General features: G+C 68.8%; 11 protein-coding genes and 2 riboswitches. Of the genes, 6 read left to right on the forward strand and 5 right to left on the reverse strand.

From position 1 onward, the window contains the following. The first annotated feature begins 15 nt into the window (after positions 1–15). Entirely contained in the window at positions 16–420 is a 405-nt protein-coding gene (locus ROZ37_RS14195; RefSeq protein WP_312660238.1) for a hypothetical protein, read from the forward strand. 36 nt (positions 421–456) lie between these two features. Here the strand turns inward: ROZ37_RS14195 and ROZ37_RS14200 are convergent, their stop codons facing one another. From ROZ37_RS14200 to ROZ37_RS14210, 3 genes are all read right to left on the reverse strand, one after another. Continuing rightward, on the reverse strand, positions 457–3,579 hold the full coding sequence (locus ROZ37_RS14200) for a tyrosinase family protein (protein WP_312660240.1): 3,123 nt from the start codon (positions 3,577–3,579) through the stop codon (positions 457–459). 318 nt (positions 3,580–3,897) lie between these two features. Beyond that, positions 3,898–4,443 carry a hypothetical protein gene (locus ROZ37_RS14205; RefSeq protein ID WP_312660242.1) on the reverse strand — a complete coding sequence of 182 codons (546 nt, stop codon included), beginning with the start codon at positions 4,441–4,443 and terminating at the stop codon, positions 3,898–3,900. A gap of 10 nt (positions 4,444–4,453) precedes the next feature. Further along, positions 4,454–5,623 (reverse strand): zinc-dependent alcohol dehydrogenase, encoded by a 1,170-nt coding sequence (locus ROZ37_RS14210; protein WP_312660243.1) that lies wholly within the window; start codon positions 5,621–5,623, stop codon positions 4,454–4,456. A 193-nt stretch (positions 5,624–5,816) separates the two neighbouring features. Between ROZ37_RS14210 and ROZ37_RS14215 the strand changes: the two genes are divergently transcribed. Together ROZ37_RS14215 and ROZ37_RS14220 are read left to right on the forward strand one after the other, a co-directional pair. Then, on the forward strand, positions 5,817–6,755 hold the full coding sequence (locus ROZ37_RS14215) for a YihY/virulence factor BrkB family protein (RefSeq protein WP_312660244.1): 939 nt from the start codon (positions 5,817–5,819) through the stop codon (positions 6,753–6,755). A 397-nt stretch (positions 6,756–7,152) separates the two neighbouring features. Beyond that, a complete protein-coding gene (locus tag ROZ37_RS14220) occupies positions 7,153–8,160 on the forward strand; it encodes a c-type cytochrome (protein WP_312660245.1) in 1,008 nt (335 codons plus the stop codon). Positions 8,161–8,308: 148 nt separating this feature from the next. On the opposite strand, the gene ROZ37_RS14225 is transcribed toward ROZ37_RS14220, so the two are convergent. Continuing rightward, complete coding sequence (locus ROZ37_RS14225) at positions 8,309–9,517, reverse strand: hypothetical protein (RefSeq protein WP_312660246.1); 1,209 nt, start codon at positions 9,515–9,517, stop codon at positions 8,309–8,311. Positions 9,518–9,744: 227 nt separating this feature from the next. Beyond that, positions 9,745–11,385 carry a surface-adhesin E family protein gene (locus ROZ37_RS14230; protein ID WP_312660247.1) on the reverse strand — a complete coding sequence of 547 codons (1,641 nt, stop codon included), beginning with the start codon at positions 11,383–11,385 and terminating at the stop codon, positions 9,745–9,747. A 122-nt stretch (positions 11,386–11,507) separates the two neighbouring features. Then, positions 11,508–11,682, forward strand: a riboswitch (yybP-ykoY riboswitch). A 7-nt stretch (positions 11,683–11,689) separates the two neighbouring features. Here ROZ37_RS14230 and ROZ37_RS14235 point away from each other — a divergent pair. From ROZ37_RS14235 to ROZ37_RS14245, 3 genes are all read left to right on the forward strand, one after another. Continuing rightward, a complete protein-coding gene (locus ROZ37_RS14235; RefSeq protein WP_312660249.1) occupies positions 11,690–12,280 on the forward strand; it encodes a TMEM165/GDT1 family protein in 591 nt (196 codons plus the stop codon). Between the two features lie 66 nt (positions 12,281–12,346). Beyond that, positions 12,347–12,447, forward strand: a riboswitch (TPP riboswitch). Between the two features lie 44 nt (positions 12,448–12,491). After that, positions 12,492–13,349, forward strand: a complete 858-nt coding sequence (thiD, locus tag ROZ37_RS14240; protein ID WP_312660250.1) for a bifunctional hydroxymethylpyrimidine kinase/phosphomethylpyrimidine kinase — start codon at positions 12,492–12,494, stop codon at positions 13,347–13,349. A 50-nt stretch (positions 13,350–13,399) separates the two neighbouring features. Beyond that, a partial coding sequence (locus tag ROZ37_RS14245; RefSeq protein ID WP_312660251.1) for a phosphomethylpyrimidine synthase ThiC occupies positions 13,400–14,494 on the forward strand: 1,095 nt, incomplete at its 3' end.

Raw genomic sequence — 14,494 nt, forward strand, 5'->3', positions numbered from 1 at the left:
AACAGGAGAGCGGAGATGAAGACGACAGGAAGAACGGCGCTGCGGTCGCTGGTCTGGGTAACGGCCGCGGTTGCAGTGGTTGCGATCGCAGCGGAGGGCCGGACGGATCGTCCCCGGTACTCGGGGGCGGCAACTGCGCAGACGATGCCATCGACCGCCGTCGGCGCGCTGGTGTTCGACGCGGATGGCGGGATCACGGTGGTCGATCGCGAAGGTCGGCCGGTGCCGGGCTGCGTGATCCCGGGAACGGGGGGCGGCACGGACGCGCCGCCCTGCGCCGCGCTGTCCGGCACGACCGTGCAGTCGCTGAAGTCCGTCGGCTTCATCCGCCATACGGGCTCGACGTGCACGACGATCGGACCGCTCGTGAACGCCGGCCTCGCCTTCTACTTCCAGTTGCCGCCGGGTTGCGCGCCGTAAACGGGGACGGGCCTCCCTCCCGCCCCCACGCTGCGCTCAGCGCTGCGCGTCGCCGTCGGGCTGGTCGCCGTCAGGCTTGCCGCCATCCCCGCTGCCCGGCTCGTCGGGTCGCACGAACATGTTCTCGTCCCCGACTTCGCGCTTCGGCGTGCGTTTGACCGGGCGCGTCGGCGCGGCTTCGAGCGGCTGGAGGGACGACAGCCCGGACGACAGCAGCGTACCGATCAGGCGCCCAGCCTCGGGCGTGGCGATCATCGCCTGCCAGTCGGGTGCCGGCGCACCCGCCCGCTGCGGACCTTCATGCGGCGGCGCCTTCCTGCCGCACTGCGCCTCTAGGCAACGCAGCAGTTCGTCGAGGTCGATGCCCAGCCCCTTGAAGCGCTCGATGAGCCGCGGCGACTTCAGCACCTGGCGGATCAGGCACAACAGGGTCCGGCAGTACCCGTCGTCTCCACCGCCACCGTGGCCGTCTCCGCCAACGGTCTTCGGATCGTAGGGCTGGTCGCCGCCGGCCCACACGCCACCCGTGACCACCTTGCTGCGCGTGAAGCGGGCGTTGCTGCGGGTCTGCCCTTCGGCGCGGACCGTGAAGCGGTACGCACCCGGAAGCGAGGTCGGCCAGTCGGCGTGATAGTGGCCGTCGACCCAGCGGGCGAACGCGAGCGTCGCGCCGCTGCCGTCGGGCTGGACGACGTCCGCCCACACCGTCGCGGTGCTCTCGAGCGGCACCTGGTATTCCCGCAGGCTCGCGGTCAGATGCATCGTGTCACCCGGCGCGTAGCCGTCCTGGCGCAGGTTCGCGTGCATCGTGAGGTTGGAGTAGGCGTGCACCGACATGTTGAACGGAGCCGGCTTCGCGACGAATTCGCGCAGGCGGCGCAGGCGCTCGCGGAAGACCACGGATTCGCCGGCGACGTGCGTCTGCGCGCCGCCAAGGATCACGTCGGGCGTCGCGAGGCGCAGCACTGCGCGCCACGTGCCGCGATGCGATCCGCCCGGGTCACCGGGCAGCGCCGGCAGCATCAGCCGGTAGTACGCGACGTCCTCGCCGACGCGGTAGCGCACGTTCGGCTCCACCCCCGACATCGCCGGCGTGATCTCCTTGCCGGCCGGCGTGATGAGCCGGAAGTCGAGCGCGAACGGGATCGGGTTCAGCACGACGACGTCGACCGAGACGTCCGAATCGGCGACCTGGAACGGGATCTCCTGCTGCACGCCGTTCCACAACAGCTGGCCTGCGGGATCGAGCACGAGCTGGTTCAGCGTCGCGTCCTTCAGGATCTGGATGAAGAACTTCGCGAGCGTGAAGCGTTCGTCGTCGTCGGTCATGTCACCGGTGACGAGGAGGTAGCCGCCGGTGTTCGCGGAAATCTGGTCGAGGACCGGATCGCTGACGTCGCCGGGCAGGCCGAAGCCGATCGCGAAGGTCGTCTGGTTGATCGTGCCGGCGGGCAGCGCGGCGATCAGCGGATCGTAGTTCTCGTTGCCGTCGGTCAGCACGATCATCGCCTTGTTCGGGTGCGTCGCGGTCGGGCCGTTGATCAGTCCGCTGCCGACGAGGATGCCGCCGCCGATGCTGGTCGCGCCGCGCGGGTCGAGGCCGGGGCCGGTGAGCGTCGTCCCGAGTCCCGCTGACTTCAGCGTCATCGGCAGCAGCACGTCGGCTTCGTGGTCGAAGCGTGCGATGCCGATCTCGTCGGAGTCCTTCATCAGCTCATGCACGACGCCGACCGCGCTCTTCAACAGCTCGCTGCGCGTGAAGCCGCTGTTCGCGGGCGACGCCATGCTGCCCGAGCGGTCGAGCACGAGCACGATGGAGCTGTCGCTGGTCACGATGTCGTTGGCGACGAGCTCGATGTGGTAGGTCTCGAACACGTAGGGGTCGTTCGGCGCGGCGGCGTAATAGCCTTCCTCGTCGATCACGTAGGCCTGGATGTCGACCGCGCTGACCTGCACGTCGGGGCCGACGCCGAGGAAACGCACTTCGATCTCGAGGATCTCGAAGTCGTTCGCCTCCTGCGGCGTCACCGGGAAGTCCGGCCCGCCGACGAGCGAGAAGTTGCCGGTCGGCGCGCCGGTGATCGTGAAATACACCGGGCGACACGACTGCACGCGGAAGCGGATGTGCTTCGCGACGGTGAGGCCCGCCGGCGTGTCGTTGAACGCGACCGCGGGGCCGGATTCGAGCGTGACATCCGGCAGGTCGGTGTCGTACCAGGTGATCGCCTTGTGGTCGAGCAGGTCGATCGGACGTTCCAGCGTGCCGGCGCCGAAGTATTCGCCGAGGCTCTCCATCGTGTCGCTCAACCGCTTCAGGTGATGCTGTCCGGCCGGGATCGCGTAGCCGTCATTCGGCAGGTAATGCGGCACCGCCGGGTACTTCTGCATCCACACCGCCCACAGCTCGTCTTCCTTCGCGTGGTTCAGGAAGAACACCGGGTCGTTCGGCGAGGTCGCCGGCAGCATCGAACCGCCGATCCAGACGTGCACCCGATTGTGCATGTTGGGCCCGCCCTGCGGCCCGACCCAGCCTTCGACGAGGTTGCGGAAGCTGTCCGCGCCGGCCACGTTCCAGTCGTAGGACGGGCTGTCGTAGGTGCTTTCGGCGAGCGCGCCGGTCACGGCGGCCGACGTCGGCAGCGACGGCGTGCTGCCGCCGAAGTTCCGCTGCAACCGATCGCTCGAGCCCAGCGTCAGCGTCCACCCGTTCGCGAACGCGAACGGCCCGGTCTCCACCGCGTCACCCGCGCCCGTCCCGTCACCGCCGAGGAAATCGTCGATGAAGGGATAGCCGGGATCGGCCGGTGCCTGATCGCGCGAGAAGTCCCAGTACGGCAGGCAGATCGAGGGATCCCCGGCGACGCCGCGCAGTGCATTTTCGAACTGTCGCAGGAACTCCCTATGCCAGGGAAAAAACAGCGGGCCCTTGTGGCCGGGATGGGGACCGGGGTCCGCGGGTGGATGCCCGGCCATCGACTGCTCGTGGATGTAGACGAAGTCGTCGTAGCGGCTCGCCTGCGCGTGCGGCGGCGCGAGCTCGCTGGGCGCCGCCTTCAGCGCGACGACTGCATCGCGGAAGCGGGCAAGCTCGGTGTTGGACGGATCGGCCGCGGCGTTGAACGCCTCGATCAGTTTGCGGACATTCTTACGGCATTTCATGGCGCACCTCTGCACGCGAAGCAGGGATCCGGTCCGCCGGGGCGCGGAGCGCCGGGGATAGGCCCGGATATGCGGGTCTGTGAATCGCACGTTGCCGGCTCGGCCGGACGTGCGATCACAGATTAGGTGCGGAGGATTTGCGGCCCGATGAAGTGGCGCACTGCGCCGATGTGACGCGCTTCACTTGCTTCGGGGGCCAGCGTGGACAGGGCGGGGATTCCCGCGGGGGAGGAAAAAGGATGCGAATCGCAGCGGGTCTCGCCCGCGCGAAGGCCCGACGGACCGGGCGGCACTCCCCTTACCCGCTGCAATGCGGCATCAGGGACTCAGCGCGGTCGGCGGCCACGGCGCGAGCAGCGCCGGCGTCGCCATGTCGGCCGGCATCTCGAAGTCCTTCAGCGCGGCCCCGCGCATCGCGGTGGGCGGCAGCGGCAGGCCGCGCCGGTCGCTGTAGTTGCGCATCGGCGGCTTGCCGCGGCGCTCGATACGGTCGATCGCGCTCGCGCAACCGGCGTCGAGCACCGCCGCGCCGGCGATCGCCGCGAGCGCGAGACTGCCGTTGCCGCGTCGCCCGACGCGCGATCCGACCGTCGCGAAGTCGAGCGCATCGCCGGCGACGCGCGCCCACATCCACGGTCCGGGACGCCGCACTGCGAGGATGCCGATGCCGGTGACGATCTCGCGCACGCCACACGCGCGCACGATCCCTTCCCGCCCGCGCAAGCCGGCGGCCCCGGCGAGCGTGCGCGGCATCAGCAATTCGGCGACGCCGACGCCGATGCTGAGCCAGCCGATGCCGCGCGCGGTAGCGCGAATCGCCCGATGGCGCCGCGCAGCGTTGGTTGCAGGCCTGTAGGCATTCATCGTCGCTCTCCTATGGCTTCAGCACGACCTTGATGCAACCGTCCTTCTTGTCGCGGAACGTCTTGTACATCTCGGGTCCGTCCTCGAGCGCGACGGTGTGCGTGATGACGAAGGACGGGTCGAGCTGCCCTTCCTCGATGCGGCGCAAGAGGTCGTCCGTCCAGCGATTGACGTGCGTCTGGCCGGTGCGCAGCGTCAGCCCCTTGTTCATCAGCGCACCGAACGGCAGCTTGTCGATCAGCCCGCCATAGACGCCCGGCACCGACAGCGTGCCGGCCGGGCGACAGACGTAGATCATTTCGCGCAGCACGTGCGGCCGGTCGGTTTCGAGCATGATCGCCTGCTTCGCGCGGTCGTACAGCGAGTCGAGCGAGCGCGTCGCGTGCGCCTCCATGCCGACCGCGTCGATGCATTTCTCCGGCCCCTTGCCGGCGGTCAAATCGTTGAGCCGCTCGACGACGCTTTCGTGGTCGAAATTGATCGTCGTCGCCCCGCCCGCCTCGGCCATGCCGAGGCGCTCCGGGACGTTGTCGATCACGACGACCTGTTTCGCGCCGAGCAGAACCGCGGCGCGGATTGCGAACTGCCCGACCGGCCCCGCGCCCCAGATCGCGACCGTGTCGGTCGGCTGGATGTCGCACTGCACGGCCGCTTGCCAGCCGGTCGGCAGGATGTCGCCGAGGAACAGCACCTGGTCGTCGGTCAGCCCGTTCGTGATCTTGACCGGCGCGACGTCGGCAAACGGCACGCGCACGTACTCGGCCTGGCCGCCTGCGTAGCCGCCGGTCAGGTGCGTGTAGCCGAAAAGCCCCGCGGTCGCGTGGCCGAACATCTTGTCGGCGAGCCCCTTGTTGCGGTTGCTGCGCTCGCAGACCGAGAAATTGCCGCGCCGGCACTGCTCGCATTCGCCGCAACAGATCGTGAACGGCACGACCACACGATCACCGACCTTGAGCCGATGGTCCGCGGCGCCGACCTCGACGACCTCGCCCATGAACTCGTGGCCGAGGATGTCGCCGGACTCCATCCCCATCATGAATCCGTCGTACAGATGCAGGTCGGAGCCGCAGATCGCGCAGCTCGTGACCTTGACGATCGCATCGCGAGGCTCCTCGATGCGAGGGTCGGGGACGTCGTCGTAGCGGACGTCCTTCTTGCCGTGCCAGCACAGTGCTTTCATCAGCGCAGCTCCTTCGATTGCAGGTTTTTCTGTCGGCGCTCCGAACCGTCCGGCGGCCGGCGCGTCCGCAGCAAATGTCATTCCCATTGCGGCCGCGCTGGCAGATGGAAAAACCGCGTGAAAGAATGCGTACGCATGGCACGACGGAGCGAAAAATGCTTCACTCGCCGCGGCCGCAATCGAGGACGGGTTCATGAAGAAGTTCTTTGGCTACTGGTTCGGCGTCCTGCGCAAGGCCGTCGCTTACTGGCTCGACAGCGACGCGTTCATCCACGCCGCGGCGCTCGCATTCTTCACCGTGTTCTCGGTCGCGCCGGTCGTCATCATCGTCGTCGGCATCGTCGGCACGGTGCTCGGCGAGGACGCGGCGCGCGGGGAGATCTCGCGCCAGCTGCAACAGACGATCGGGCCGGAGGCGGCCCAGGCGGTCGAAACCGCGGTCGCGAGCAGCCGCATCGAGGCGAGCGGGCTCGTGCCGACGCTCGTCGGCATCGGCGCGATGCTCTTCGGCGCGACCGGCGTGTTCGCGCAGATGCAGCGTTCGCTGAACACGATCTGGGGCGTGATGGCGAAGCCGACGCGCAGCAGCATCTATCTGCTGGTCAAGGCGCGGCTGCTGTCGCTCGCGGTGGTGCTCGCGATCGGCTTCGTGCTGCTCGTGTCGCTGCTGCTCAGCGTGATCCTGAACGCGATCATCACGTGGGCGCGCGAGTGGCTGCCGGTGCCGGCCCCGCTGCTGACCGGCGTCGAGACCATCACCTCGCTCGCCGTCATCACGCTGCTGTTCGCGACGATCTTCCGCGTGCTGCCCGACGTGATCCTGCGCTGGAGGGACGTGATGCTCGGCGCGTTCGTGACTGCCGCGTTGTTCACGTTCGGACGATCACTGATCGCGCTCTACCTTGCCGAGACGGCGCCCGCGTCGACGTACGGCGCGGCCGGCTCGCTCGTCCTGCTGCTGCTGTGGGTGAATTATTCGTCGCTGATCCTGCTGTTCGGCGCCGCCTTCACGCGCGCCCACCGCGAATCCAACGGTTTGCCCGTCCGCCCGAGGAACGCCGCGGTGCTCGTACACACCGAGGTCGTCGAAGAGCGAGACCCCGGCTTGGCCGGCCGCTCTCCCCCCCGCTAACGCCCGGACCGCGACGTCTGCAGCCGTCGTCCGCCCAGCCGTTCGCGGGGGGCCAGCCCAGCCCAGCCCCCACAACCGTCCCGTTGGCTCGCTCCGGTCGCCCGCTTCGTCCGGCCCGCTTCGTCCGGCCCGCTTCGTTCCACGCGCTTCGTCCCGCGCGCTCAGCCCCACCCGCCCGGGGCTGTCCGCTCGGGACGCTCGCCCCACCCGCCCGGCCCATTACGCCCGCCCCTCTGCTGCATCCCCGCACGCTGAAATCCGGCCCCCTTTTCCTCTGTCGCATCTTCCCCGGGGGCCGGATCTACCCCCGTTTTCGCAGTATTGCGCGGGCGATGCCGAGGCCATTAGAGTGGCGTACATAAGAATAAATAGATTTACTCACCCAAGAGGAGACGAAATGAGAAAGAAGGGAATCACGCTCGCGTGCGCCGCCGCGCTCGCGACTGCGCACGCGCTTGCCGAGGGAAAAGCCGTAGTCAGCCTGCTCGAACGGCCTGCCCCCGCGGTCGAGAATTTCCCCGCCGGCGCCTACGGCGATCTGCTGCGCTACGGTCACGAGTTGACGATGCGGACTCACGCGGTCATCGGCCCGGAAGTCGAGGACCGGTCGATGCGTTTCTCCGGAAACAACCTCGCGTGCACCTCCTGTCATCAGGAGAACGCGACGAAGCCGTTCGCGATGCCGTGGGTCGGCGTCAGCTCGACCTTTCCGCAGTACCGCTCGCGCGAAGATGCCGTCAGCACCGTCGAGGAGCGCGTCAACGGCTGCATGGAGCGCAGCATGAACGGCCGCGCGCTGCCGCTCGGATCCCTCGAGATGAAGGCCTTCGTGACCTACATCCATTACCTGTCGCGCGGCGTGCCGGTCGGCGCCGAAATCGAAGGTGCGGGAACGAAGCCGACGAAGGTTCCCGACCGACGCGCCGACCTGCAAGCCGGTGAGGCGCTCTACGCGAAGACGTGCGCGTCCTGTCACGGCGTCGATGGCCACGGGGTACGCCGCGGTGCCGTCGGCGACGCGCAAGGCTATGTTTTCCCGCCTTTGTGGGGTGACGACACGTTCAACGACGGCGCCGGGATGAACCGGCTGCTGACCGCCGCGCGCTTTGTGAAGCACAACATGCCGCAGGGGACGACGTTCCGGGCACCGGTGCTGAGCGACGAAGAAGCCTTCGACGTCGCCGCCTACGTGCTGTCGAAGCCGCGGCCGCAGAAGGCCGGGCTGGAGAACGACTTTCCCGCGCGCTGGAACAAGCCGGTCGACGCGGCCTTTCCGCCGTATGTCGACGGCGCGCCCGCCGACCAGCACCGTTTCGGACCGTACCCGCCGCTGATCGAGCTCGCGAAACAGCGCGCCAACGCGCGCAAGGCCGCTCCGGCCGCGCCCGCTGCCGCGCCGAAGTAAGGGTGCGCGCCGGGACTTGCGGTTGCGATGATCGGCAGACAGCCAGCACGGGGTCTGCAGGAGCGAACCGGCGACCGCGCCCAGGCTTCGCCCGCTCTCCCGACGGGCCCGGGCGAAGCCCGGACGAAACAGCGGATCGCGCGACGCTTTACTGCGCCGACGGCTCTTTCACCGCGATCTCGAACTCGCTGCCCGGATCCAGCGCGAGGACGAGCGCGTTGCAGCGTAGCAGCGCGGCACGGAGCGTCGGCGCACTCCAGCGCTTTCCTTCGAACGCGAACGCGCCATCGCGGTTGAAATTCCACTGGGTCGGCCCGACCACCGCGTAGTCCGCGATGCGCTCGCCGTCGAGCCGCAGCACGTGCATCAGCTGCCCGCGCGCCGTCTCGACCCACGCGAGTCCAAAGCCGGCGCCATCCCCCGACACATCGACGAGCTTCGGCATGTCGTCCGCGAGCGGGTGACGCAGCCTGCTGGCGCAATCCGAGAGGTCGATGACGCGCGCGAAAAGCCGGGCGGCAATGCGGTGGCCGTTGCCGAGCAGGATGCGCACGAGCATCGAGTCGGCGTGGCGGGCGAGGACGCCGGTTTCGAAGGTCTTGCCGTACAAGGTGGGCGCCGCGCAAAACTCGGCGGACGGGACGCCCGCGAGCTCATGGCGCCAGGCTTCGGCAGTCAGCACCGGCATCAGCGGCACCGATTCCGGTTCGGACGTCGACGAGCCCATCTCGATCAGATCGGCGAGCGCGGCGCCGATGGTCCCGCCACGCCGGGCACGGTCGACGAACTCGCGCAGCGCCGTCGGTTCGCGGGTCGCGCGGAAGAAACCGCCGAGCAGTTCGACCGCGACGAGATCGAGGATCTCACCGCCCAGATCGAACGCGCTGCGCGTGTTGCCGACCTGGAACAGCCGGCGGTAGAGGACGTCGAACCGCTCGCGTCGCGGCACGTGTCCGAACAGCGCGGGCCAGTCGAGCATCAGCCGCGACAGGTGGGTCTGTGCAGTCTCGGCCGCGATCGCGCGCTCCTCGGCCCAGGCCTCCTGGCGCGTCACGCCGACCGCGCCTGCAGCCGCCAGCGCGGCGGTCGCGGCGATCTCCTGCATCTGCGGGCTCGCGCCGTCGAGACGGCCGACGCGCTGCAGCGCCTCGTCGACGGTCAGTCCGACGAGCTGTCGCGCTTCTGGAACCGGCGCGCGGACGAGCGCCGCGTCGGTGACCCGTTCGCCGTCCCAGTTGACTTCGACTCGCAGCAAATCGGGGCGCGCGCGCCGCTCCTCGAGTCCGTCGCCTGCGACGCCCGGGGCCGCTCCCCGCGCCGCGACGATGCCGCTGCGCGCTCCCGCTCCCTCCGACATGAATCCTCCTCCCGTTCGATTCTTCGCCCCTGGGCGAATACCGGGACGACGCGGGCGGATGATATTCCCCCGACCCGAGCGGCGAAAAGACCGTGATCAAGGTATTACCCGAAAGCCGGCAGATCACTGCGCAATCGCAGGCGATCGTTCGCGCGCCCCCCTCCGGCACGACAATCGAATACGGCCGGACGGTCGGGACGCCGTCGCCGCCGTTCCGACGAGCGCGACTAGCGCGATTCGAGCACGATCCGTCCGTTGCGCGGCTGCAGCGGGCGGGCGTTGCGCGGATAGAGGCGCCCGAAGATCGCGAGCTGGTCGTCGGAAAGCGTCAGCGCCGATTTCATCACGACCCACGTGACCCCCTCGGTGCAGGGTGGCGTCACGAGCGAGCCGAGGTAGAGGTAGTGGGACGCATCGGCGGGGATCAGCGTCGCGGGGTCGATCGTCGCCGACGCGGGCATGTAATGTCCGCCGCGCTCGAGCGGCAGGCTATTCCACAGCGTCTGCACGAGCGGATGCGGCATCTCGCCGCGTTCGAGCAGGACCGCGACGATCGCGATCCGCCCGTCGGCGGCGCGGTGATGAAAGTGCACCGTCATCGCGGACGCCTGACCGCCGACGCGCTCGACCGACGGACGGTGAAACTGCAGGTGCTCGAGTTCGTAGCGCTGGCCGCGGATCTCGACGCCCATGCCTGCGCCGACGTCGACCTTCAGCGTCCGACCGGTGTCGGTGATGCGGAAATGCGTCGGCCGGTAGTCGAAGCGCGGCGGCTCGAGATCGACCGCGATGCCGCCGGCGACGTCGATCGGCGACTGCTGCTTGCCGTCCGCGCACAGCTTCCATTCCGGCCGCAGCCGGCCCCAATGCTCCGGGCCGGTGTCGCCGTCGTAGCTCCACTGCTCGGCTGTGACCGCTGCGGCAACGATCGGGGTAGTCGGAAACCGTCCTCCCGTTCGTTCGCTCGGCGACGAAGCGGCAGCGGGCAACGGGGAAGCTCCGGACGCGGCCGCAGCCGGCGAAGGCTTCGCCCGAACCGTGCTTGCGCCGGGCGCCGGATCCGGGATGACCTCGGCGAATGCGGCGATCGCATCCGTCGGGCCCGGCGCCCCGTCCGGCGTGTTCGATTTCCCGACGGTCGGCGTCACCGTCGGCCGGGGCGCACCCGCCGGGCGCAACATCGTCGTCGGCTCGGTCGCGCCCGGCCTGCGCGCTCCGACGTCGTCGGCTCGCCCCGATCCGTTCGTATCCCGCCCGGACTCCCGCCCGGCCGACCCGTCGCGCAGGACCGGCTCACGCGCTTCTCTTCCGCGTCCCGCCTCGCGGCTGATGTTCGCCGCCAGCGCGGTGTTCGACGGGGCCGCCGCGCGGGAGATCGAAACCGGTCGCGCATCCGGCTTCGGCTGCTCCGCGACCGCGGCGGCCGATGCGGCCGCCTGCAGCGCCACCTTCTGCAGGTCTGCGACCGACGGCGGACGGCACACCTCCTGCCACAGCCGCTCGTCGACGCTGTTGCGCGCGGCGAGCACCGGGCTCTGATCGAGCACGCTCTCCTCGCGCAGGACGAGGTGCCGGGAATCGAGATAGACCCGCTTGACGGTGAAAAAGCTGCGGTTGTAGCAATCGAAGCGATTGAGCGCCTTCACCGCCGCATAACCATCCGCCGCCGCGCGTTCCGGCGACAGCACGATCCGCGCCCACGCGACCTTCGCGCCGTTGTCGGACTGGATCACGGTCGACCGGTCGATCTCCACCTGGCGCTCGCGGTCCTTGACGACCGGCTCCCAGCTGTCGACGGCCGCCACCGGCGCGGCGAGCGACAGCAGCGCGATCAGCGGCAGCGCGAGTGATGCGCGCACGAGTTTCATCAGCGACGGGGAGCGGAAAACATGACTTCATCTTCGGCCCCGCAGCGTGAATCTTTAGTCCTGCGGCCCGGCCATGCAGTCGCCCGCGCCCTTCCCGGCCACCGCGAGTCGAGGTTACAATGCACGCCGTCATTAGGGAGTAGCCGCCCGCGAGCCTTTCGCGGGGACCACGTCAACAGACTTGCCCGTCCGGGCATGGCGTGGCCAGCCTTCGAGCCTGGCGAGACTTTTGACCGCATGCACTCCGCTTTTTCGGGCCGGGAGTCGTGCGGTCATTGGTCATCCGCCGGCCCGGAGAACCTTGATGAGCCTGCCTTTCGAACCTTTCCTGATGTCCACCGGCATCGTCGCGCTCGCCGAAATCGGCGACAAGACGCAGCTGCTCGCGTTCATGCTCGCGGCGCGCTTTCGCCGCCCGTGGCCGATCATCGCCGGCATCCTGATCGCGACGGTCGCGAACCACGCGTTCGCCGGTGCCGTCGGCACCTGGATCACGACGCTCGTCGGCCCCGACGTGCTGCGCTGGGTGCTCGGCCTGTCCTTCCTCGCGATGGCGGTATGGATCCTGATCCCGGACAAGATCGACGACGACGAGCTCAGCGCACCGAAGTTCGGCGTGCTCGGCACGACGATCGTCGCGTTCTTCCTCGCCGAGATGGGCGACAAGACGCAGATCGCGACGGTCGCGCTCGCGGCGCAGTACGGCGCCTACGTCGCGGTCGTCGCCGGCACGACGTTCGGCATGATGATCGCGAACGTGCCGGCGGTCATCGCCGGCGACCGCGTCGCGAATCGCCTGCCGGTGCGCCTGATCCACGGCGTCGCGGCCAGTCTTTTCGCGGTGCTCGGCATCGCCGCGCTGCTCGGACTCGGCGACGCCGGCCTGAGTGCTTGAGGAAACGAACGGCGACGATCGGACGGCAGAAACGCTTGCCGTCGCCGTGATCGTTCGGTAACGTGGGCGCCTCGTTGGGGGTGCCCGGACTCGCTCGTCCAGGCTGAGAAAAACCCTTTGAACCTGATCCGGCTCGCACCGGCGTAGGGAAACGCTTCATGCATACCCGTCTTCCGCATCTCCCCTCTTCCCGCCTCGCTGGTCGCCGCGCATGAACCGCGCGATCTCCAACGTCGTATCGATCGCGGGCGTCGACCCCTCGGGCGGCGCCGGCGTGCTCGCCGACATCAAGACCTTCTCCGCGCTCGGCGCGTACGGCTGCGGCGTCATCGCCGCGCTGACCGCGCAGAATACACAGGCCGTCACCGGCGTGCATACGCCGCCGGTCGACTTCCTGCGATTGCAGATCGACACGCTGTTCGCCGACGTGAAGCTCCACGCGGTCAAGCTCGGCATGCTCGGCACCGCCGACATCGTCGCGACCGTCGCCGACCGGCTCGCGCATTTCGACGCGCCGTTCGTCGTCTGCGACCCGGTGATGGTGGCGAAGAGCGGCGATCACCTGCTCGCGAAGAGCGCGGTCGCGATGCTGATCGAGGCGCTCTTGCCGCGCTGCTTCATGATCACGCCGAACCTGCCGGAAGCCGGCGTACTGCTCGAACAGCGCCCGCCGGAGACGGTGAAGGAGATGTATCGCGCTGCCGAGCGGCTGCGCGAAATGCTGCCGCTGTCGTCCGAACGCTGGGTGCTGCTGAAAGGCGGCCACCTGCCCGGCAGCGAGGTCGTCGACCTGCTGTTCGACGGCGACCGCATGATCGAACTGCCGTCGCCGCGCATCGACACGAAGAACACGCACGGCACCGGCTGCACGCTGTCGTCGGCGATCGCAGCCCTGCTGCCGCAGCGCGCCGGCGCTCATTTGGCTGCATTCCGCCCGGTCGAGGCCGCAGTCCGCGACGCAAGAAGCTACCTGCTGCGCGCGATCGCGTCTTCGGGCGTGCTCGCGGTCGGTCAAGGCCACGGACCGGTTCATCACTTCCACGCCGTCTGGCCCCGCCAGTCCGCATAACGACGCGCCGCCCACGCCGCGGCCCTCACCCCGACAAATACGGAGACACCATGAACGCCAGTGACAAATTCATCGCCGCGAACGCGCACGTCGACGAAGCGGCGATCGCGCCGCTGCCGAACTCGCGCAAGATCTACGTCGAAGGCTCGCGCCCGGACGTCCAGGTGCCGATGCGCGAGATCTCGCAAGCGGACACGCCGACCGCCTTCGGAGGCGAGAAAAACCCGCCGATCTTCGTCTACGACACCTCGGGGATCTACACCGACCCGAACGCCAAGATCGACATCCGCTCGGGCCTGCCCGCGCTGCGCCAGCAGTGGATCGAGGAGCGCGGCGACACCGAAGTGTTGGCTGATCTCTCGTCCGAATTCGGCCGCCAGCGGGCCGCCGACCAGAGCCTCGACGAGCTGCGCTTCCCCGGCCTGCACCGCCATCCGCGCCGTGCGAAGGCCGGCGCCAATGTCAGCCAGATGCACTACGCCCGCCGCGGCATCATCACGCCCGAGATGGAATACATCGCGATCCGCGAGAACATGAACCGCGCGGCCTACGTCGAGTCGCTGCGCGCCACCGGCCCGACCGGCGAGAAGATGGCGAAGCTTCTGACCCGCCAGCATCCGGGCCAGTCGTTCGGCGCGGCTATCCCGGCCGAGATCACGCCCGAGTTCGTGCGCAGCGAAGTCGCGCGCGGGCGCGCGATCATCCCGAACAACATCAACCACCCCGAGTCCGAGCCGATGATCATCGGTCGCAATTTCCTCGTGAAGATCAACGCCAACATCGGCAACTCGGCGCTCGGCTCGTCGATCTCCGAGGAAGTCGACAAGATGACCTGGTCGATCCGCTGGGGCGGCGACACGGTGATGGATCTGTCGACCGGCAAGAACATCCACGAGACGCGCGAGTGGATCATCCGCAACAGCCCGGTGCCGATCGGCACGGTGCCGATCTACCAGGCGCTCGAAAAGGTCAATGGCAAGGCCGAGGAACTCACCTGGGAGATCTTCCGCGACACGCTGATCGAGCAGGCCGAGCAGGGCGTCGACTACTTCACGATCCACGCCGGCGTGCTCTTGCGCTACGTGCCGATGACCGCCAACCGCATGACCGGCATCGTCTCGCGCGGCGGCTCGATCATGGCGAAG

This window comes from Aromatoleum sp. (assembly GCF_032027225.1).
Taxonomy (GTDB): domain Bacteria; phylum Pseudomonadota; class Gammaproteobacteria; order Burkholderiales; family Rhodocyclaceae; genus Aromatoleum.